Here is a 19,658-nt window from a genome sequence, read left to right as displayed (position 1 = left end):
CACCACGGCAGCGGGAACGACAGGCCGGGTCCCGTGATCGAGGCCCTCTCAGGCGGCGGTGACGAAAACCGAGCCGAGGCTGGTGAACTCCGCGCCGATCTGGTCGCCGGCGTGGACGAACACCGCGTCGGTCAGGCCGCCGGTCAGCACGAGCTGCCCGGCTTCGATCACCTCGCCGCGTGCGGCCAGCGCGTTGGCCGCCAGTGCGAGCGCCTCCGCTGGGTGGCCCTGCACGGCCGCGCCCGTGGCGCTGTCGACGACGGTGCCGTTGACGGTGAGCACGCAGGCCTCGAGCGCGAGGTCGAGGTTCTTGGGGGACAGCGCCTTCCCACCGACCAGGAAGCGCGCCGAGGACGCGTTGTCCGCCACGACATCGGGCAGGGTGAACTTGAAGTCGATGTACCGGGAATCGATGATCTCGAGTCCGGCATGGACACTCTCGACGGCGTCGAGCGCGGTGGCCGCCGTGATGCCAGGCCCTTCGAGGCGCTTGCCCATGACGAACACGATCTCCGGCTCCACCCGCGGGTGGATGAGTTCGTCGAGCGGGATGGGGACATCGGCTGCAAGGACGTAGCCGTCTGTGAGCACCGCGGTCAGCGGCGAGGTGATGCCCATCCGCTCCTGCTTGGCGCGGGAGGTGAGACCCAGCTTGACGCCGACGACCTTCTCGCCCGCCTCGATCTTCTTCTCGATCAGCCGCTTCTGCACGCGGTAAGCGGTGTCGAGGTCGAGCTCCGGCCACTCGGCGGTTAGGGGGCCGCGGTCCCGCCGTTGCCGCTCCGCCTCGAGCAGTACGGCCGCGGCGGTGTCGATGTCCCAGGTCATGCCTTCTCCTTGATGCCGAGCTCGTCCCGCAGCCCGATCGCCACGTCGATGATCATGTCCTCCTGCCCGCCGACGTAACCACGCTCGCCGACCCGCCTGAGGATCTGGTACGCGGGCACACCGTACCGCTCGGCCGCATTCTCGGCATGCAGCAGGAACGAGTTGTAGACGCCGTAGCGGCCCTGCACGATGGCGGCACGATCGGCGACGGGCATCCGCGGGACGATCGGCGCGAGCACCTCTTCCGCGGCGGCGAGGATCAGCTCACTGTCCACACCGGTGTGCACGCCGAGCGCGTCGAACGCGGGAACCAGGATTTCGGTGGGCGAGTTGCCCGCGCCGGCGCCGAGCGCGCGCAGCGTCCCGTCGATCCGGCGGGCGCCGGCCTGGTACGCGGCGATCGAATTCGCCACCCCCAGGGACAGGTTCTGGTGGCCGTGGAAGCCGACCTGCGCGTCGTCGCCGAGTTCCCGCACCAGTGCGGTGACGCGGTCGGTGACACCGTCGGGGAGCAGGGCGCCGGCGGAGTCGACCACGTAGACGCACTGGCAGCCCGCGTCGGCCATGATCCGGGCCTGCCCGGCGAGGCCCTCCGGTGAGTTCCGGTGCGACAGCATCAGGAACCCGACGGTCTCCAGGCCCAGTTCCCGGGCCGCGCCGAAGTGTTGGACGCTGACGTCGGCCTCGGTGCAGTGCGTCGCGATGCGGGCGACCTTCGCACCGGCGTCGACGGCCGCGCGCAGGTGCGCCACCGTCCCGACCCCGGGCAGCAGCAGGACGGCGATCTTCGCGCGGGTGACCTCGGCGGCCGCGGCGGCGACCAGTTCGATGTCGGGCACTTTGGAGAACCCGTAGTTGAACGAGGACCCGGCGAGCCCGTCTCCGTGGGTCACCTCGATGGTCTCGATCCCGGCCCGGTCGAGCGCCCCGGCGATCGCGCGGACCTGGGGAATCGTGAACTGATGGCGGACGGCGTGACTGCCGTCGCGCAGGGTGGTGTCGGTGAGGCTCACGGCGGTCATCGAGGCATCGCTTCCTTCGGCTGGGCCGCGCCGGTGGCGAGCAGCTCGCCCGCCCTGGCCGCGGCGGCGGTCATGATGTCGAGGTTGCCTGCCCACGGCGGGAGGTAGTCGCCGTTTCCCTCGACCTCGAGGAGCACCGCGACCCGGGCCCGGCCGTGCCACAGCTCCCGGGCGTCGTCGAACTGCGGGTCGGACTTGAGGCGGTAGCCGGGCACGTAGGACTGAACCTCGGCGACCATCCGGTGGATGGACTCGGTGATCGCGTTCCGGTCCGCGTCCGGCGAGATCGCGCAGAACACCGTGTCCCGCATGACGAGTGGTGGCTCGACCGGGTTCAGGATGATGATCGCCTTGCCCTCGGCCGCTCCGCCGACGGACTCGATGGCGTGCGAGGTGGTCTCGGTGAATTCGTCGATGTTCGCGCGGGTGCCCGGCCCGGCCGAGCGGGAGGAGATCGACGCGACGATCTCGGCGTAAGGCACCTCGGTGACCCGGGCGACCGCGTGCACGATGGGAATCGTGGCCTGGCCGCCGCAGGTGATCATGTTGATGTTCGGCGCGTCGGCATGCGCGCCGAGATTGACCGCGGGGCACACGAACGGCCCCACGGCCGCCGGGGTCAGATCGATCGCTCGGATGCCCGCCTCGGCGTAGCGCGGGGCGTTGGCCAGATGCGGTTTCGCGGCTGTCGCCTCGAAGACCACGTCGGGCAGCTCCGGGCGGGCGAGTAGCCAGTCGACGCCGTCGGCGCTGGCCTCGACGCCGAGTTTGCGGGCGCGGGCCAAGCCGTCGGAGGCGGGGTCGACGCCGACCATGTACCGGACGTCGAACACCCCGCTGCGCTGGAGCTTGATCAGCAGGTCGGTGCCGATATTGCCGGGCCCGACGATCGCTGCGGTGGGTCGGGACATTCAGTCCTCCTCGGACGGTGCGGCGAACGTCGCGGTGACGCTGCCGAGCTGGGCGAAGGTGGCGGTGACGGTGTCGCCGGGCGCGACATCGACGGCGGCTGTCAGCGCGCCGGGCAGCACGACCGAACCGGCTTCGAGCCGCACGCCGAGCGCGCCGACGGTGTTGGCCAGCCAGACCAGGGCGTTGATCGGCGAGCCGAGCACCGCGCCGCCCGCGCCGGTCTGCACGATGCGGCCGTTGCGCCGCAGCACGACCCCGGTGGTACGCAGGTCGAGCCCGGCGAGCGGGACCGGCGTCGTACCGAGAACGACCCCTCCGGACGACGCGTTGTCGGCGATGGTGTCGGGCAGGGTGATCTTCCAGTCCGCGATCCGCGAGTCGATGATCTCCAGGGATGCGACCGCGTACGCGATTGCGCCGAGCGCGTCGGCGACGGTCACGCCCGGACCGGTCAGCGGCTTGCCCAGCACGAAGCCGATCTCGGGCTCGATGCGCGGGCTGAGGAAAGTGCCCGCGGTGATCGGCTGCGAATCCAGGTGGAACATGTCGGCGAACAGGTGGCCGTAATCGGGTGAGTCGACGCCGAGTTGTCGTTGGATCGCCGCGGACGTCAGCCCGACCTTGTGGCCGGCGATCGTCCGACCCGCCGCGGTCCACTCCGTGACCTGGCGAAGCTGCACGTCGTAGGCGTCCTCGACGGTCAGGCCGGGATAGGTGGCGGTCAGTGGATCGATCGGCACACCGGATTCGTAGGCCTTCAGCAGTAGGCGGGCGGCTTCGGCGCGCTCGCCGGGGCCGAGCTGTGCGCTCACGTGAGATCTCCCTGGGGACGGCTGGTGATGGGTTGACATCCTGCGGTCCTGACCTCCAGAGTTTCTAGCGTGTGTGCCAGTGAGCGGAACACCCCGCCGTCCATGATCGGGCGGGTGTCGCTGATCTTCGAGGCGTTCGGGCCGGACGACGACGCGCTCGGCGTCCGTGAACTCGCCCGCCGGACCGGGTTGGCCGCGTCGACCGTCTCGCGCATCGTCCGGGAGCTCGTCGAGTACAAGTTCCTCGAGCCCGCCGGGCAGGACGTCCGGATCGGATTGCGATTCTTCGAACTGGGCGAGCGGGCCGCCCGACCGCAGCAACTGCGCAGGCTGACCCTGGCCAGCATGTCCGACCTGCGCAGCGCGACCCGGCAGACCGTGCACCTCGCCGTGCTCGACGGGATCGACGTGGTCTACGTGACCAAGCTGCGCAGCCGCACCGCCCCGCCGCTGGGTTCGCGGGTCGGTGGCCGGCTGCCGGCGTACGCCACAGCTGTCGGCAAGGCGCTGCTGGCCTTCGCCGGCAACGAGGCCATCGACCGGGTTGTCGCGGCCGGGCTGCGGCCGCTGGGGCCGCGCACGATCACCGATGCGGGGCGGCTACGCGAGGAACTGGATGCCGTCCGCGAAACCGGAATCGCTTACGAGGCCGAGGAATCCGGGCCGGGCGTCGCCTGCGCGGCCGCGCCGGTCGCGTACCGTACCGGCAAGCCGATCGCCGGGTTATCGATCAGCACGAGGCTGGGCGAGGTGGACGTCTCCTCGCTCGGCTCGGCCGTGCGGACCGCGGCGATCGCGCTGGGCCGCCAGGCCGCCCGGATGCCGAGCCTGCCCGGGAGCGCCTGGGCGGCACTGGGGTAGGCGTTGGGCTACGAAACCATCGACGCACCCACGAACGGCAAAAGGCTCGGAGAGGCGGGGGAGCGCACCGACGGGCGAGTTCTCGCATGTCATAGTCCGGTAGCATCGGAGCTACCACATTCTTTGGAGGTTTAATCATGGGCAGTCTGAGCATCTGGCACTGGCTGATCATCGCCGCGGTCTTCGTGATGTTCTTCGGCGCGAAGCGTATGCCCGATGCCGCCCGCAGCCTGGGCCGCTCGCTGCGCATCTTCAAGAGCGAAGTCAGCCAGATGCAGAACGAGAGCAGCGCGCAGGCAAGTGCAGCACCGGCCCAGCAACCGGCCGCCGAACTGCCGCAGGCCTCGGCCGTCCAGCCGACGGTCGCGCAGCCGCAGGCCGAGCCCCAGGCACAGCCGAAGTCGCTCTGAGTCCAGCCTTTGCCGCCGGGGTGAGTAGCGAACTCGCTCCGGACGCAGTGCTGTTGCCCGCCGACCGCTGCGGGCACCGTCGACCCCAGGGGCCAACACACCACCATGCGAATCCCGTTCGATCCCCGGCGCAGTAAGCGCAGGACGAATCCCGACGGCACCATGTCGTTGGTCGAGCATCTTCAGGAACTGCGCCGTCGGCTGCTGGTCTCGATCGCCGCGGTCGTCGTCACCACGCTGTTCGGCTTCTTCTGGTACGCGCACACGATCTTCGGTGTGGAAAGCCTCGGCTCGCTGCTGACCGGACCCTACTGTTCCCTGCCCGCCTCGTCGCGAGCCGTGCTCACCACCGATGGCGCCTGCCGGCTGCTGGCGACCGCCCCCTTCGAACAGTTCATGCTGCGGTTGAAGGTCGGTATGACGGCGGGTGTGGTGCTGGCCGCCCCGGTGTGGCTTTATCAGATCTGGGCCTTCATCACGCCCGGTCTGTATGTGAAGGAACGCAAGTACGCGGTCGGATTCGTCACCTCCGGTAGCGCGCTGTTCGTGACCGGCGCCGTACTCGCGTATTGGGTTGTCGCGCACGCGTTGAGCTTCCTGCTGAACATCGGCAACAACGCGCAGATCACCGCGCTGAGCGGTTCGCAGTACTTCAGCTTCATCATCCAGCTGTTGGTCATCTTCGGTGTCAGCTTCGAAATCCCGCTGCTGGTAGTCGGATTGAATCTGGTCGGGGTGCTGCACTACGACAAGCTCGCCAAGTGGCGGCGCGGAATCGTCTTCGGGCTCTTCGTTTTCGCCGCGATCGTGACCCCACAGGATCCGTTCTCCATGCTGGCATTGGCGCTGGCACTGACGGTGCTGTTCGAAGTCGCCATCCAGATCTCCCGGATCAATGACAAGCGGCGCGCACGTCGGGAGGCCGAAGCATTGGCGGCGCTGTCGGATGAGGAAGCCTCCACGATCTCCGGACCCGAGCCGATCAACCCTGCCGATTCGATCATGGACTCCTCAGAGAAATCGGCGCGACCCGTGTCGGACTACTCCGATACCCTCTGACCGTGACGTATCACCAGTCGCAGGCGGGCGAACTGGCAAAGTTCTCCGCCGAGCTGACTTTCGGGTTGGACCCCTTCCAACGCAATGCCTGCAAAGCCCTCGAGGGCGGGCACAGCGTGCTGGTCTGTGCCCCGACCGGTGCGGGTAAGACGGTCGTCGGCGAATTCGCGGTGCACCTCGCGTTGGCAGCGGGCGGAAAGTGTTTCTACACCACGCCGATCAAGGCGCTGTCGAACCAGAAGTTCGCCGATCTGACCGAGCGATACGGGCGCGACCAGGTCGGACTGCTCACCGGCGACCAGTCGATCAATCCGGACGCGCCGGTGGTCGTGATGACCACCGAGGTGCTGCGCAATATGCTCTACGCCTCCTCGGACGCGCTGCGCGGACTGTCGTATGTGGTGATGGACGAGGTGCACTACCTCGCCGACCGCTTCCGCGGCGCGGTCTGGGAGGAGGTCATCCTGCATCTGTCGCCGGATGTGCGGCTGGTCAGCCTGTCCGCGACGGTCAGCAACGCCGAGGAATTCGGCGCCTGGATGGAGACCGTGCGCGGCGATACCGCGGTGGTCGTCGACGAGACCCGCCCGGTGCCGCTGTGGCAGCACGTCATGGTCGGGCGGCGGATGTTCGATCTGTTCGATACCGACTCCAGCGAACAGAAGGTGCTCGTCGACGAGGATCTGGTGCGCTATATCCGCCACCGCGAGGCGGCGGACCGGATGAACGGTTGGGGCGGACCGCGCGGTCGCGGTGGGAACCGCAACTTCCGGCCGTTGCCACGACCGGAGGTACTGGCCAAGCTCGATGAGGAAGGGCTGCTGCCCGCGATCACCTTCATCTTCAGCCGCGCCGGATGCGACGGGGCACTTGCCCAATGCCTGCGTTCGCGACTCGATCTCAGCCGTGACGACGAGACCGAAGAGATCGACGCGATCATCTCGAAGCACACCGGGGATCTGCCCAAGGGCGACCTCGAGGTGCTCGGCTACTGGGAGTGGCGCGAGGCGCTGCATCGCGGCCTGGCCGCGCATCACGCGGGCATGCTGCCCGCCTTCCGGCATACCGTCGAGGAATTGTTCGTGCGCGGTCTGGTGCGGGCCGTATTCGCAACGGAGACACTGGCTTTGGGCATCAATATGCCCGCGCGGACGGTGGTGCTCGAGCGGCTGGTCAAATACAACGGTGAATCGCACGCCGAGCTGACGCCGGGGGAGTACACGCAGCTCACGGGTCGGGCCGGGCGGCGCGGGATCGATGTCGAGGGCCATGCGGTGGTGTTGTGGCAGCCCGAGGTCGACACCAGTGCGGTTGCCGGTCTTGCCTCCACCCGGACCTATCCGCTGCGCAGTTCGTTCCGGCCGGGCTACAACATGTCGATCAATCTGATCGATCGGATGGGCGCGGACGAGTCGCGGGCACTGCTCGAGCGGTCTTTCGCGCAGTTCCAGGCCGACCGGTCGGTGGTGGGGCTGGTGCGCGGGATCGAGCGCAATGAGGGGCAGTTGCGCAAATTGCGCGATCAGCTCGGCGGCGAGGACGGCGGCTTCCTGGAATACATTTCTCTGCGCGAGCGCATCAAGCAGCGTGAACGTCAGATCGCGCAGCAGGGTCGGGCCGATCGGCGCGGGGCAGCGGTCGACGCGCTGGTGTCCCTGCGGCGCGGCGATGTGGTGGCCATTCCGTCCGGGCGGCGGGCCGGGCTCGCGGTGATTCTGGAGCCGGATACCACGCCGGGGGATCCGCGTCCGCTGGTGCTGACCGAGGACAAGTGGGCAGGGCGGGTATCGGTCGCCGATTTCCCGGTGCCCGCGAAGACGCTGGGTCATATGCGGCTGCCACGCAAGATCGATCACCGCACGGCACGGACTCGGCGCGATCTGGCGTCGGCGTTGCGCAGCACCGGGATCTCGGCGCCGGGCCGGTCGCGGCGCGGTGACCGTTCGCAGGCGGGCGAGGACCGCGAGCTGTCGACATTGCGGCGCAGTCTGCGTTCGCATCCGGCGCACGCCCGGCCCGATCGCGAGCAGATGAGCCGGGTCGGCGAGCGCTACAACCGGCTGCTGCGGGAGACCGAGACGATGCGCCAGAAGGTTGCCGCGACCACCAATTCGCTGGCGCGCACCTTCGACCGGATCCTCGGCCTGCTCGAGGAGCGCGGGTTCGTAGACGCGGGCGAGGTGACCTCCGACGGACGTCGCCTGGCCAGGATCTACGCCGAAAGCGATCTGCTGGTCGCCGAATGTCTGCGGCAGGGGCTGTGGCGCGGGCTGGGTCCGGCCGAATTGGCGGCGGTGGTTTCCATTCTGGTGTACGAATCCCGCCAGGAAGGGGGCTATCTCGGCGCAACCGGGCCGACCGAACCGGTTCGCCGTGCCGTCGGCGCGACCGTCGGCGTGTGGAGCGAGTTGCGCTCCGATGAGGCACGGCACAAGCTGCCGCCCACCCGCGAACCGGATCTCGGTTTCGTGACTGGTGTTTACAAATGGGCGCGCGGCGATGGGTTGGCCGAGTCGTTGCTGGCCAGCGGTGATCAGAACGCGCCACTGTCCGCGGGCGATTTCGTGCGGTGGTGCCGACAGGTGATCGATCTGCTCGATCAGATCCACGGAACCGCCGACGATGTGGAGGTCGCGGGGACCGCGGCCAAGGCCGTCCGCGCGATCCGACGGGGTGTCGTAGCCGTGGACGCCGCGTAGCCGATTCGATTGTGATTTGATTTCTTTCGCGTACCGACCGTGGCGGAGGAGTCGGACAGGATCGCACCTCATACCGGATTGGTCCTGTTGTGCGACGAGTCTCACGCGGGGGGCTACCGTGTGTATAACGATGCGAGTGGAGGCAAGCAGATGAGCGGCCCGTACGGACCGAACGACGCCCCTGGTCCCGGGGAGGGACGCAACGATCCCACCCAGCAGTGGGGCGGACAGCAGGCACCCGGTGCAGCCGGGCCGACCCAGCCGTGGAGTGGTACCCCGCAGGCGCAGCCGACCCAGCAGTGGGGCGATCCGAACGCGCAGCAGCCGCAGTGGGGCCAGCCGAATCCGCAGAGTCAGCCGAGTCAGCCGCAGTGGGGCCAGCCGAACCCGCAGAGCCAGCCGAGCCAGCCGCAGTGGGGTCAACCGCAGCCGAGTCAGCCGAGTCAGCCGCAGTGGGGCCAGCAGCCGACCCAGCAGGACTGGTCGGCGCAGCAGGGGCAACAGCCCTGGCAGCAGGGCCAGCAGCAGCCGTGGCAGCAGCAGACCCCGCAGCCGAGTAGCGGCGGCAAGAACAAGGGCCTGTTCATCGGCCTCGGTGTGCTCGCGGTCGCCGTCATCGGCGCCATCGTGGTGCTGGTGCTCGTGCTGACCAGCAAGGACGAGCTCGACCAGGCCGCCGTTCAAGACGGCGTCAAGAAGGTGCTGTCGGATTCCTACGGGATCCAGGATGTCGCCGATGTCTCCTGCCCCTCCGGTCAGAAGGTCGAGGTCGACGCGACCTTCACCTGTGACCTGAAGGTCAGCGGCGAGCAGAAGAAGGTCACCGTCAAGATCACCAAGGACGACGGAACCTACGAGGTCGGCCGCCCGAACTGACGGGTGTTCGATCGGCAGGTCGGCGAGCGGGTGTCGGTGGGGCGGCCCCGCTGCGCGTAGGCAGCCGAGCACATCGGCGCGGACGCGGCGACCAAGTTCTGCTCGGGGTGGGCATAGTTGCTGAGTCGAGCACGGCGATGCCGGGTGCCTAGTCCCGGCTCTTGCCGACTGCGCAGGTGGTTGGGGCTCGAAAAGGGCGTGCAGTGAGCGTCGCCTGTTTAACCGAGAACGCCACCTACACCAGCCTTTTGCCGAACGTCGCAGCGCGGTCTCGGTGGGCAGATGTGGCGTCAGTTCGGGTGGTTCGCCCGCGGCCTGCCACTGGCCCGCGAAATCGGCGACCACCTGGCCGATACGGCCTGAGCAGCCATCGCGCGATCCCCACCGTTTTCCGGTGGTGCCGCGCCGAGCTGGGTATTCATCGTCGGCTCACTCGATGTCGGCACCTACTAATAGGGTCGCAGAGGTAGTGAGGGCCTCGCATAAGCTGCAACCTATTCGAGGCCGTTACTGGGTATGCGGGGCCCGTACTTGTGCGGGATAACCGCTGCGGTCAACCTGAGTGCGCTGCGGTCAATGCCGTGATCAGGCGAGTGATGGGGCTTTCCGCGTTGTATGTAATGGCCAGTTCGCGGAGTCGGTCCGGGTCGGCGGGAGTCGTGGGGAGCGGGTCGGGGCGGGACAGTTCGACGTCGGCGTCGCAGACAACGCGGGTGACCGGGGCGGCGGCCTTCAAATAGGTCTCGGCGGCGCGGAGTTTGGCGCGAATGCCCTGGGCCAGATCGGCGGCGGGGTCGTCGACGGCCGCGGTCAGCGCGTCGAGCGAGCCGAAGCGGGAGATGAGCATCGCGGCGGATTTCTCGCCGATACCGGCGACGCCGGGCAGGCCGTCGGAGGAGTCGCCGCGCAGGGTCGCCATATCCGCATAGGCCGGACCCGCATTCCGCAGTGGCACACCGTATTTCGCGGACACCTCGGCGGGGCCGAACAATTCGGCCTTGGCAAGGCCGCGACCGGCGTAGAGCACGCGCACCGGCGGTGCCGGAGTGTCGCGGACGAGTTGGAGCAGGTCGCGGTCGCCGCTGACGACCACCACCGGATCGGTGCGCTCGCGGGTGGCGAGGGTGCCGAGCACGTCGTCGGCCTCGAGTCCGGCCGCGCCGCCGGTGGCGATGCCCGCCGCGGCGAGCACGTCGAGGATCATCTCGACCTGCGGGGTCAGGGTGTCCGGCACGTCCTCGGCGCCGGGTGCCGCATCGGCGGCGGTGTCGAGGCGGTGGGTCTTGTAGGTCGGCACCAGCGCCACCCGGAATGCGGGGCGCCATTCCAGGTCCAGGCAGACGACCAACCGGCTCGGCTTGTGCTTGGTGATCAGCGAGGCGACCATATCGGTGAAGCCGCGCAGCGCGTTCACCGATCGGCCGTCGGGTGCGGTGATCTTCTCCGGAATCGCGTGGAACGCGCGGAACCACAGGCTCGCGCCATCGAGCAAGAGCAGGGGCTCACCGGAAGTCGCAGTGTTCACGCCGCTGAGGCTACCTGTCCGCAACGACAACCTCGGGTGATCGGTATTCGCATTCGGGTTGATGTCGGTGGCGGGTAACGTCGGGCGGTATGAGCTCGCACACGGAGTCCCGATTCGCGGCGGATGTCTACGGTGATCGACTCGATCGGGCGGTGCAGTTGATGCGCGCCGCTCATCTGGACGCACTATTGATCACGCCGGGGCCGGATCTGCGCTATCTCATCGGCTCGGCGGCGGAATCCTTCGAGCGACTGACCTGTCTGGTGATCACGGCCGATGGCGCCACCCCCTCGGTGGTGATTCCGAAGCTCGAACTGGCCTCGCTGGAGAGTTCGGCCGCCGGTGAACTCGGTCTGCAGGTGCTGGATTGGGTCGATGGCGTCGATCCGTACCAGCTCGTGAAGTCGTCGCTGCACGTCGGCTCCCGGGTCGCGGTCACCGATGTGATGCCGGCATTGCATCTGCTGCCGCTGGCCGAATCCGTCAGCGGCCTGCCCACTTCCGCGACGCCGGTACTGCGGGAACTGCGAATGATCAAGGACCGGGCCGAAATCGAGGCACTGCGCCGCGCGGGCGCGGCCATCGACAGGGTGCATGCCCGGATGGCGGAATTCCTGCAGGTCGGGCGGACCGAGGCCGAGGTCGGCGCGGGTATCGAGGCGGCCATCGTCGAGGAGGGGCATACCGAGGCGGCGTTCGTCATCGTCGGCAGTGGACCACACGGTGCCGACCCGCACCACGGCGTCTCCGACCGTCGCATCGAAGCCGGAGATGTGGTGGTGATCGATATCGGCGGTCCGGTCGATCCCGGCTACTACTCGGACTCGACCCGCACCTACGTCCTCGGTGAACCCAAGCCCGCCGTTGCCGCGCAATTCGGGGAACTCGAGCGCGCCCAAGCCGCCGCCGTCGCCGCCGTCCGTCCCGGTGTCACCGCCGAATCCGTCGACGCCGCAGCCCGAAACCTGTTGACCGAAGCCGGTTTAGGCCCCGCCTTTGTCCACCGCACCGGCCACGGCATCGGCCTCTCGGTCCACGAGGAGCCCTATATCGTCGAAGGCAACAGCCTGGTCCTGGAACCCGGCATGGCCTTCAGTATCGAACCCGGTATCTACTTCCGCGGCGATTGGGGCGCACGCATCGAGGACATCGTCGTGGTCACCGAGAACGGCTGCGAGTCGATGAATCAGCGGCCGCATGGGTTGACAGTTCTCTGAGCTGAGATTCTTGGGCGCGCCGCGGGCGTTGAGAAGTGGCCTGGCTCGATGAATCTGGTCCCTGGGTGGGCCATATCCACTGAGTCGGGTGCAGAGGCTTGGGCTCAGTGGATCTGTCATCGCCAGGTCGGTGTTCCGGGCCCAGATCCGTTGAGCCGGGACGAATCTACGCTCGCTCGCAGGCGCTGCCGCGAGCCGGGAGTGGCGAAATACCGTGGGGTGGAATGTCTTTCCAGGTGGGATCGGCGGTGGCTTCAGGCTGGGGTATGGGCGAGGGTGCTGCTCGATAGGACACGCTGGACCTGGATGGCGATGACGACGCGGGTCGGGTTCTCGCGGGGGACTCGATAGCGGCCCGCATATCGGTCGACCGCTGCTGCGACGTTCTCCGGATCGTCGAGCACTGTGGCCGGGCCTTCCAAGGTGATCCAACGGATCCCGTCCACCTGGCTCACCGCCGCGTAGCCGGAGCGCCGCACATTGCGCACCTTGACCGAGCCGTCGTTGGTGATCACCCGTGCGATCCCGGCCTCCGGATCCCAGGTGAAACCCACCGCGACCACATGCGGTGTGCCATCGGCGCGCAGGGTGGTCAGCGTCGCGAGGTGTCGCTCGGCGACGAATTCGAGTGCGGCGGTGGACAGCTGTGCGGTGCTGGTCGGCATCCATTGACCGTAGCGGTATGTGGGCCGCCCGGCACCGGCACATACCGAGTTCCGGCACGGACTGGTCAGTTCGGTGTTTGGTGCGTGCTCGGATATTCTGAGCGCCGAGATCGACAATCGAGGGGTTCAGGCATGCAGAGCACGGATGTCCAGTTGGCCGCTCGATGGTGGCAGTGGGCCATGTCGATTCCGATCGCCAAGAATCCGGTCTGCGACGAGTCCGGAGCCTGCGCGGCCGAAGGTCAGCCCGACGATGTCTGGTTCCTCGCCGGAACGTTCGGCGGCAAGGTCAGCCGAAGCTGCACCGTGCCCCACGGTCGCCCGATCTTCTTTCCCACCTTCAATATCTTCCAGAAGGTCGAAAGGTCGTTTTTCCCATTCGGCAAGAGGCCGCCGGTGGTACCGACGGCGAGCGGTCACGCCGAGCTGAACGGCGTCGCGTTGCCGCTGCTGGAAGTGACCAACCGCGCGGCATTCCCCATCAACGCGGCAGCGGGCGGCCCGTTCCAGGTGACCGGCCGTTTCAAGGCGACGGCTTGGGGACTCTGGTGCAGGCTGGACGACCTGCCCCGCGGCGCCTACATCCTCACCTTCGGCGGTGAGTACGAGCCGGGCGGCTTCTGGGTCGAGGCTTCCTACCAGCTCGAGATCGTCTGACCTGGCGGATCGGCACAGCGGGGCGGGGTGAAAGACTGGCGGTATGGGATCGCGTGGAATTGCCGAGGGCCCGGTGCTGGTACTCGGGGGCCGCAGTGAGATCGGGCTCGAGGTGGCGCGGCGGCTGGCGCCGGGGCGTGTGGTGATACTCGCAGCGCGGCGCAGCGCGGAGCTGACGCAGGAGAGTGCGGCGGTTGCGGCAGCCGGAGCGACGGCAGTGCATACCATCGAATTCGATGCGGACGATACGGCGAGTCATCCCGCGTTGCTCGAGAAGGTCGCGGCCGAGTACGGGGGGATCGGGGTCGCGGTGGTCGCATTCGGAGTGCTGGGGGATCAGGCGCGAGCCGAACGTGATCCGGCGCATGCGATCGCGGTCGTGCACACCGATTACGTCGCGCAGATCAGCGTGCTCACCATCCTCGCGAATATGCTTCGGTCGCAGGGCAGCGGCCATCTCGTCGTCTTCAGCTCGTTCGCCGGCGCGCGGGTGCGGCGAGCCAATTACGTCTACGGTTCGGCGAAGGCGGGTCTCGACGGATTCGCCAGCGGTCTCGCGGATGCGTTGCACGGCAGCGGTATTCACCTGCTGTTGCTGCGTTGCGGGTTCGTCATCGGCCGGATGACCGAGGGGATGGACCCGGCCCCGATGTCCAGCACCCCGGATCAGGTGGCGGATGCGGTCGTGCGCGGTCTGCGTCGCCGTGCCGGTCGGGTCTGGGTTCCCGGCATTCTGCGTCCGGTCATCTTCGCGATCCGCATACTGCCCCAAACGATCTGGCGTCGGATGCCGCGGTGACGGCGGATTGGAGTGGGCCGCCGATCGCGGTGGTCGGTATCGGCGCCGACGGGTGGGACGGTCTCGGCGCGGCTGCGCGCGAAGCGGTCTCGCGGGCCGAACTGGTATTCGGGTCGGCGCGGCAACTCGAGCTGATTCCGCGGGACGTTACGGTGGCGCGGCGGGAGTGGCCCTCACCGTTGGTGCCCGCACTGCCAAGATTGTTCGCCGACAACACCGGTCGGCAGATATGCGTGCTGGCCAGCGGAGACCCGATGTTCTACGGCATCGGCGTGACCTTGGCGCGGCTGTTCGGGCCGGAGCACCTGCGCGTACTTCCGCAAGCATCGTCGGCCTCGTTGGCATGTGCTCGGCTCGGGTGGGCCATGGCGGAGACTCCGGTGGTGAGCGCGGTAGGGCGGCCGGTCGAGACGGTATTGCCCGAGTTGGCGGATCGGCGGCGGGTGCTGGTGCTCAGCGCGAACGAGCGCACACCGGGACAGCTCGCGGAACTGTTGCGGGACAATGGTTTCGGAGAGTCGACGCTGACCGTGCTCGAGCAGTTGGGCGGTCCGCGCGAACGGGTCGTGCGCGATCGCGCGGCCGAGTGGGAGCTTGCGGCCGGTGATCCGCTCAATATCGTCGCGATCGACTGCGTCGCCGATCCGAAACACCGGCGGGCGACGCGCGTGCCCGGATTACCGGATGAACTCTTCGGCGGTGACGGTCAACTCACCAAGTCCGAGGTCAGGGCATTGACACTGGCCGCGCTGGCGCCAGCGCCCGGGGAACTGCTGTGGGATGTCGGCGGAGGGTCGGGCAGTATCGCGATCGAATGGTGCCGCACGCATCCGAGCTGCCGGGCGGTCAGCTTCGAACGGCTCGAACACCGGCGGCGGCAGATCGCCGACAACGCCGCCGCCCTTGGTGTTCCATACATCGATGTGTTCGGAGAGATACGCACCGACATCGGAAAATCTACCGAATCAGCGCCTCCGGACGCAATATTTATCGGTGGCGGGCTCACTCAGGATGGCGTCCTCGAGACATGCTGGTCGCATCTACGCCAGGGCGGCCGCTTGGTGGCGAATGCCGTGACGGCGGAATCCGAAGCACTGCTACTGAAATGGGCCGCCGCGCAGGGCGGTGAACTGCGGAAGTTTCAGATTTACCGCGCCGAAGCCCTCGGGAACTTCACCACCTGGCGGCCGCAATTGCCCGTCACTCAGTTGGCAGTTGTGAAAGGCGGCTTGGTCTGAAAATCCCGCTCCGCCGGTGAAACCGACGGTAGGGTCGGTGCCCGAGATCCGGATGTTACCGCCGGATCCCTGTCATGTTGGGGAGATTTATGAAGTATAAGAAGTTCGCCGCAACCGCGATGATGGCCGTCGCCGCCACCGGTATTGCGGCGGGTACGTCCGGTGCCGCCCCCGCGGCACCCGCTCCGGCCGTGCAGAACCAGACCGCGCCCGCCGTGCAGGGTGAGGACCACGGTGTGAACTACGCGGTGCAGCTGGTCGACAAGTCGATTGTCGCGGCGGTCACCGGTGGCGCGTTCAGTCTGGACGCCGATCAGAAGTACGTCTCGGTGAAGAACGCCGAAGGCGCGGTGGTGACCTCGATTCCGCTGAAGGCGCAGATCGGCGACCAGTTGATCCCGATCGCGGCCACTATCGACGCCGCGGGGCAGAAGCTGACGCTGACACCGGAGGTAAAGCCGACCGCCGCGCTCAGCGCCGAGGCCATCTCCTCGCAGGAGTGGTTCTTCAGCGAATTGCAGCGCGCCTCGCTCGGTGCGTTGATCGGCGCCATCATCGGATTCTTCTTCTTCGGCATCGGTCTGCCGGTGGGTGCGCTGATCGGCCTGCTCATCGCTGGCGGTCCGAACCTGATCAATGCGGGCATTGCCTACTTCAGCGGGCAGCCCTGAGAACTCTGATTCTGGGCGGCACCGGGGAAGCCAGGGAAATCGCCCACATCGCTTCCGGCGAGCGAGGATTCGATATCGTCTCCTCGCTCGCCGGCCGTGTTCGGGACCCGCTGCTGCCGGAGGGGCCGGTTCGGATCGGCGGCTTCGGTGGTGTCGAAGGTCTGCGGAAGTGGTTGGCGGATAACGAGATCGCGGTCGTCATCGATGCCACACATCCGTTCGCGGGCACGATCAGTGCGAATGCGGCCGATGCCGCAACGGATCTCGGTCTACCGCTATTGCATGTGCGGCGGCCGGGCTGGTCCGAACAGCCGGGCGATCGGTGGATTCGGGTGCGCGATCTCGACGCGGCCGCGCGGGAGGTTTCGGAGCTGGGAGAGCGCGTCTTCCTGACGATCGGGCGCCAAGGTGTTGCCGCCTTCGCGGGCCTGACGCAGCAGTGGTTTCTGATCCGTGCCATCGATCCGCCTACCGGTGCGCTGCCGCCGCACCACGAATTGCTCCTCGCGCGTGGGCCTTTCTCGCCCGCGGATGAGCAGCGTCTACTGACGCGACATCGGATCGACGTGCTGGTCACCAAAAACAGCGGCGGCGATCAGACCGCCGCCAAACTCGACGCCGCTCGCTCGGCGGGCCTTCCCGTGATCGTTGTCGACCGCCCCGAGCTGCCGCCCGGCGCGAGGGTGGTGGAATCCGTCGACGCGGCGTGGAAGTGGTTGCGGGATATCGCATCCCGCTGATTCAGCGGCCGAGCAGTTCCGGCAGGCGGTCGAACCAGGCCAGTACGGTGCGCTCGTAGCCGATGCCGAATTCGAGCGTGGCGCGTTGATACGGGGACATGTCGCTGTGGTCGTCGGTGAGGTAGTGATCGAGGCGCTGCTGGTGAATTTCCTTGTTGGCGGCAATGATTCGATCGAGATGATCGGGATCGACATACTTGCCGAAGGATAGGGTCAACAGCAGCGGCACCCGAATGGTCTCCGCGCCTGGATCGCGGGCGACCCATTCGAGGAAGGCTTCGCGACCGGCATCGGTGATCCGATACGGTGTGCGCTCGCGCGCCCCGGTCTCACCTTTTTCGACAAGTCCGGCCGCGTCCATGGCGGCCAGTTCCCGGTAGACCTGGCTTTGGGTGATGGTCCAGAAGTCGCCGATCCGATCCTGGGCCTGGGTCACCAGATCCCAGCCCGACATCGGGCCGTCGTGCAGAAATCCGAGCAGCGAGGCCGCCGTGGAATTGAGCGATTTGCGTTGTGTCGAGATGTTCGCCAACGGACTGCTCCTTTCGCTGTCAATGTTCCATAGTGGAATGTTATACGACTCTCAGCGGTGGCCTCTGCAGGTGCCAGAGGTGCGTCGCTAAGATTCAACTTGTGTCTAAGACGTATTCATCTGCCGAACTCGCCTATCGCGAGGTCAAGGAACGCATCCTGACCGGCGCGTTGCCTGGTGGTGAGCTGATCAGCGAGGGTGAAATCGCCACCGACCTCGGCATGTCGCGGACGCCGGTGCGGGAGGCGTTCCTGCGACTCGAGGTGGAAGGGTGGATGCGGCTGTATCCCAAGCGGGGCGCGCTGGTGGTCCCGATTCCGCCCGCCGAGGCCGAACACGTCGTACACGCTCGCTATGTCGTGGAGACCGGTGCGGTACGTGCGGTGGTCGCCCAGGACCGATCGGCGCTGATCGCCGAATTGCACGCCTCGCTGGACCGGCAGCGCGAGCTGGCCATTGCCGCGGACTTCGAGCGATTCGCGCTGGCGGACACCGACTTTCACCGCACCTATGTGGTCGCAGCTGGCAATCCGTTGCTCACCGGATTCTACGACTCGCTGCGGGAGCGGCAGCGTCGCATGAACAGCGCTGCGCTGCATCGGGGTTCGACCGATACCGCCCGCATTATCGAACAGCACGCACTTCTGGCGGACCTGATCGAAACGGGCGACGCCGCCGGATTCGCCACCGCGCTCATCGACCACATGTCCGGCGTGCACCAGCTGGAAATGAGAGGCTTGTGATGGCAACGCTGCTCGCTGTCGACACCCGGCCGTCGGGACTACCGCAGAGCTCGCGTCGATGGTGGGGTGTCGCGGCCGCGATGTTCGCGATCGCCTGGGGCGGAAACGAATTCACGCCGCTGCTGGTGATGTACAAGGGCAACGGACTGCCGGCCACCACGGTCGATCTGCTGCTGTTCGACTACGTGCTCGGCATTGTGCCCGCCTTGCTGATCGGCGGACCGCTCTCGGACCGCTTCGGCCGTCGCCCGCTGCTTCGCCCGGCGCCATTGGTCGGCGCGGTCGGCTCGCTGCTGCTGGCCGTCGGATCGACGTCGGTGCCGTTGTTATCGGCCGGACGGGTGCTGTGCGGAGTGGCGCTCGGGTTGGCGATGGCGGTGGGAAGCAGCTGGCTGAAGGAACTTTCGCAGCCGCCGCGCGGACCGGAGCTACCCGCGGGGACCGGGGCGCGACGTTCGGCGATGAGCCTGACCGGTGGATTCGCCGTCGGTGCCGGTGTGGCGGGAGTGCTCGCGCAATGGGCTCCGCTGCCGAATTCGTCCGCGTATCTGGTCAATGTGATGCTGTGTCTGATCGCGGCCGTGTGGGTGGCTCGGGTGCCGGAAACGTCACCGTCGCAGCGGAATTCGGGGCGGTTGATCGATGATCTGAAGGTTGCGGCGGTCGCGCATCGCAGGTTCCGGTGTATTGCGCTGCCGGTCGCGCTGTGGCTGTTCACCTCTGCCGCAACGGCTTATGCGGTGCTGCCCACTCTGATGGCGCTGAAGGCGCACGGTGCACCGATCGCGTTCTCGGCATTGATCACGGTGATCACGCTGGGCTGTGGTTTCGCGATCCAATCACTGGCGCGACGGATCGATCGACCGAACACCGCCCGCGCCGCTGTTGTCGCGCTGGTGTCGGTTGTGTGCGGAATGGTTTCGGCAGCATGGGCTTCCGGCACATCAGCCGTTGTGCTCACGATCGTCACCGCTGTCGTACTGGGTGCCGGATATGGGATCGGGCTGGTCGCCGGACTGCAGGAGATCGAACGCATCGCCCGTCCCGACGATCTCGCCGGACTGACCGCGGTGTTCTACTCGGTCAGCTACCTCGGCTTCGGCGTTCCCGTGCTGCTGGCATTCCTGCACGAGTCTTTCGGCCTGGGGTACCCGCAGATGTTCGCGGCCGCCGCCGTGGGTGCGGCCGCATGCTCGGCGCTTGTCGTGCGGAATTACCGCGCCTGAGAACCATCGGGGATGCCGATCCGCATCCCCGCCGAAGCCGCGGTCAGGCGCTCTTCGGTCGATACTGCAGCTCGGTCACTTGTCGATGGCCACCTGCGGCTCGTGTTCGGGCTTGGCGGCCCAGTGCGGAATGAAGCCCTCGGCGAGTTCGGCGGTTGCCTTTCCG

General features: G+C 67.4%; 20 protein-coding genes. 13 read left to right on the top strand and 7 right to left on the bottom strand.

The annotated features are described in order from the left end of the window. Window positions 1-48 precede the first annotated feature (48 nt). The 4 genes from ACQP1T_RS21800 to ACQP1T_RS21785 are packed head-to-tail and all read right to left on the bottom strand — an operon-like array spanning window position 49 to window position 3,574. The gene (locus tag ACQP1T_RS21800) at window positions 49-828 is read right to left on the bottom strand and encodes a 2-keto-4-pentenoate hydratase (protein ID WP_433754887.1); all 780 of its coding nucleotides are present in this window, start codon (window positions 826-828) and stop codon (window positions 49-51) included. Next, the gene (gene dmpG, locus ACQP1T_RS21795) at window positions 825-1,850 is read right to left on the bottom strand and encodes a 4-hydroxy-2-oxovalerate aldolase (RefSeq protein ID WP_433754886.1); all 1,026 of its coding nucleotides are present in this window, start codon (window positions 1,848-1,850) and stop codon (window positions 825-827) included. The genes ACQP1T_RS21800 and dmpG overlap by 4 nt, the downstream gene beginning before the upstream one ends. Beyond that, window positions 1,847-2,761, bottom strand: coding sequence for an acetaldehyde dehydrogenase (acetylating) (locus tag ACQP1T_RS21790; protein ID WP_433754885.1), 915 nt, complete (start codon window positions 2,759-2,761; stop codon window positions 1,847-1,849). Before ACQP1T_RS21790 ends, dmpG begins: the two co-directional genes overlap by 4 nt. Further along, entirely contained in the window at window positions 2,762-3,574 is an 813-nt protein-coding gene (locus tag ACQP1T_RS21785) for a 2-keto-4-pentenoate hydratase (protein ID WP_433754884.1), read from the bottom strand. A 114-nt stretch (window positions 3,575-3,688) separates the two neighbouring features. On the opposite strand from ACQP1T_RS21785, the gene ACQP1T_RS21780 reads away from it, so the two are divergent. From ACQP1T_RS21780 to ACQP1T_RS21760, 5 genes are all read left to right on the top strand, one after another. Next, window positions 3,689-4,435, top strand: a complete 747-nt coding sequence (locus ACQP1T_RS21780) for an IclR family transcriptional regulator (RefSeq protein ID WP_433754883.1) — start codon at window positions 3,689-3,691, stop codon at window positions 4,433-4,435. 137 nt (window positions 4,436-4,572) lie between these two features. Next, on the top strand, window positions 4,573-4,845 hold the full coding sequence (tatA, locus tag ACQP1T_RS21775; protein WP_364380880.1) for a Sec-independent protein translocase subunit TatA: 273 nt from the start codon (window positions 4,573-4,575) through the stop codon (window positions 4,843-4,845). Window positions 4,846-4,950: 105 nt separating this feature from the next. Then, window positions 4,951-5,904 (top strand): twin-arginine translocase subunit TatC, encoded by a 954-nt coding sequence (gene tatC / locus ACQP1T_RS21770; RefSeq protein ID WP_433754882.1) that lies wholly within the window; start codon window positions 4,951-4,953, stop codon window positions 5,902-5,904. Then, window positions 5,901-8,603: a DEAD/DEAH box helicase gene (locus ACQP1T_RS21765; protein WP_433762303.1), complete on the top strand. Its 2,703-nt coding sequence runs from the start codon at window positions 5,901-5,903 to the stop codon at window positions 8,601-8,603. The genes tatC and ACQP1T_RS21765 overlap by 4 nt, the downstream gene beginning before the upstream one ends. 150 nt (window positions 8,604-8,753) lie before the next feature. Continuing rightward, complete coding sequence (locus tag ACQP1T_RS21760) at window positions 8,754-9,479, top strand: DUF4333 domain-containing protein (RefSeq protein ID WP_433754881.1); 726 nt, start codon at window positions 8,754-8,756, stop codon at window positions 9,477-9,479. A 553-nt stretch (window positions 9,480-10,032) separates the two neighbouring features. Here the strand turns inward: ACQP1T_RS21760 and ACQP1T_RS21755 are convergent. Next, window positions 10,033-11,004 (bottom strand): 5'-3' exonuclease, encoded by a 972-nt coding sequence (locus tag ACQP1T_RS21755; RefSeq protein ID WP_433754880.1) that lies wholly within the window; start codon window positions 11,002-11,004, stop codon window positions 10,033-10,035. A gap of 89 nt (window positions 11,005-11,093) precedes the next feature. Between ACQP1T_RS21755 and ACQP1T_RS21750 the strand changes: the two genes are divergently transcribed. Further along, entirely contained in the window at window positions 11,094-12,221 is a 1,128-nt protein-coding gene (locus ACQP1T_RS21750; protein ID WP_433754879.1) for a M24 family metallopeptidase, read from the top strand. Between the two features lie 254 nt (window positions 12,222-12,475). Here ACQP1T_RS21750 and ACQP1T_RS21745 read toward each other — a convergent pair whose 3' ends face one another. Next, entirely contained in the window at window positions 12,476-12,886 is a 411-nt protein-coding gene (locus ACQP1T_RS21745; RefSeq protein ID WP_433754878.1) for a PPOX class F420-dependent oxidoreductase, read from the bottom strand. A gap of 132 nt (window positions 12,887-13,018) precedes the next feature. On the opposite strand from ACQP1T_RS21745, the gene ACQP1T_RS21740 reads away from it, so the two are divergent. The 5 genes from ACQP1T_RS21740 (at window position 13,019) to ACQP1T_RS21720 (ending at window position 16,991) form a co-directional block, all read left to right on the top strand. Further along, window positions 13,019-13,543 carry a hypothetical protein gene (locus ACQP1T_RS21740; protein WP_433754877.1) on the top strand — a complete coding sequence of 175 codons (525 nt, stop codon included), beginning with the start codon at window positions 13,019-13,021 and terminating at the stop codon, window positions 13,541-13,543. A 43-nt stretch (window positions 13,544-13,586) separates the two neighbouring features. Next, a complete protein-coding gene (locus tag ACQP1T_RS21735; protein WP_433754876.1) occupies window positions 13,587-14,342 on the top strand; it encodes an SDR family NAD(P)-dependent oxidoreductase in 756 nt (251 codons plus the stop codon). Further along, complete coding sequence (gene cbiE, locus ACQP1T_RS21730; RefSeq protein ID WP_433754875.1) at window positions 14,339-15,580, top strand: precorrin-6y C5,15-methyltransferase (decarboxylating) subunit CbiE; 1,242 nt, start codon at window positions 14,339-14,341, stop codon at window positions 15,578-15,580. Before ACQP1T_RS21735 ends, cbiE begins: the two co-directional genes overlap by 4 nt. A gap of 89 nt (window positions 15,581-15,669) precedes the next feature. Further along, complete coding sequence (locus tag ACQP1T_RS21725) at window positions 15,670-16,251, top strand: hypothetical protein (protein WP_433754874.1); 582 nt, start codon at window positions 15,670-15,672, stop codon at window positions 16,249-16,251. After that, the gene (locus ACQP1T_RS21720) at window positions 16,248-16,991 is read left to right on the top strand and encodes a cobalt-precorrin-6A reductase (protein ID WP_433762302.1); all 744 of its coding nucleotides are present in this window, start codon (window positions 16,248-16,250) and stop codon (window positions 16,989-16,991) included. Before ACQP1T_RS21725 ends, ACQP1T_RS21720 begins: the two co-directional genes overlap by 4 nt. A gap of 1 nt (window position 16,992) precedes the next feature. On the opposite strand, the gene ACQP1T_RS21715 is transcribed toward ACQP1T_RS21720, so the two are convergent. Continuing rightward, window positions 16,993-17,445, bottom strand: coding sequence for a PadR family transcriptional regulator (locus ACQP1T_RS21715; RefSeq protein WP_433762301.1), 453 nt, complete (start codon window positions 17,443-17,445; stop codon window positions 16,993-16,995). Window positions 17,446-17,624: 179 nt separating this feature from the next. Between ACQP1T_RS21715 and ACQP1T_RS21710 the strand changes: the two genes are divergently transcribed. Together ACQP1T_RS21710 and ACQP1T_RS21705 are read left to right on the top strand one after the other, a co-directional pair. Continuing rightward, a complete protein-coding gene (locus ACQP1T_RS21710) occupies window positions 17,625-18,266 on the top strand; it encodes a GntR family transcriptional regulator (protein WP_433754873.1) in 642 nt (213 codons plus the stop codon). Continuing rightward, window positions 18,266-19,492: an MFS transporter gene (locus tag ACQP1T_RS21705; RefSeq protein WP_433754872.1), complete on the top strand. Its 1,227-nt coding sequence runs from the start codon at window positions 18,266-18,268 to the stop codon at window positions 19,490-19,492. The genes ACQP1T_RS21710 and ACQP1T_RS21705 overlap by 1 nt, the downstream gene beginning before the upstream one ends. Window positions 19,493-19,658: the final 166 nt, after the last annotated feature.

This window comes from Nocardia sp. CA-135398 (assembly GCF_050955845.1).
Classification (GTDB): domain Bacteria; phylum Actinomycetota; class Actinomycetes; order Mycobacteriales; family Mycobacteriaceae; genus Nocardia.
The sequence above is the reverse complement of the archived record's forward strand: the minus strand, read 5'-3'. Positions and strand labels throughout refer to the sequence as shown.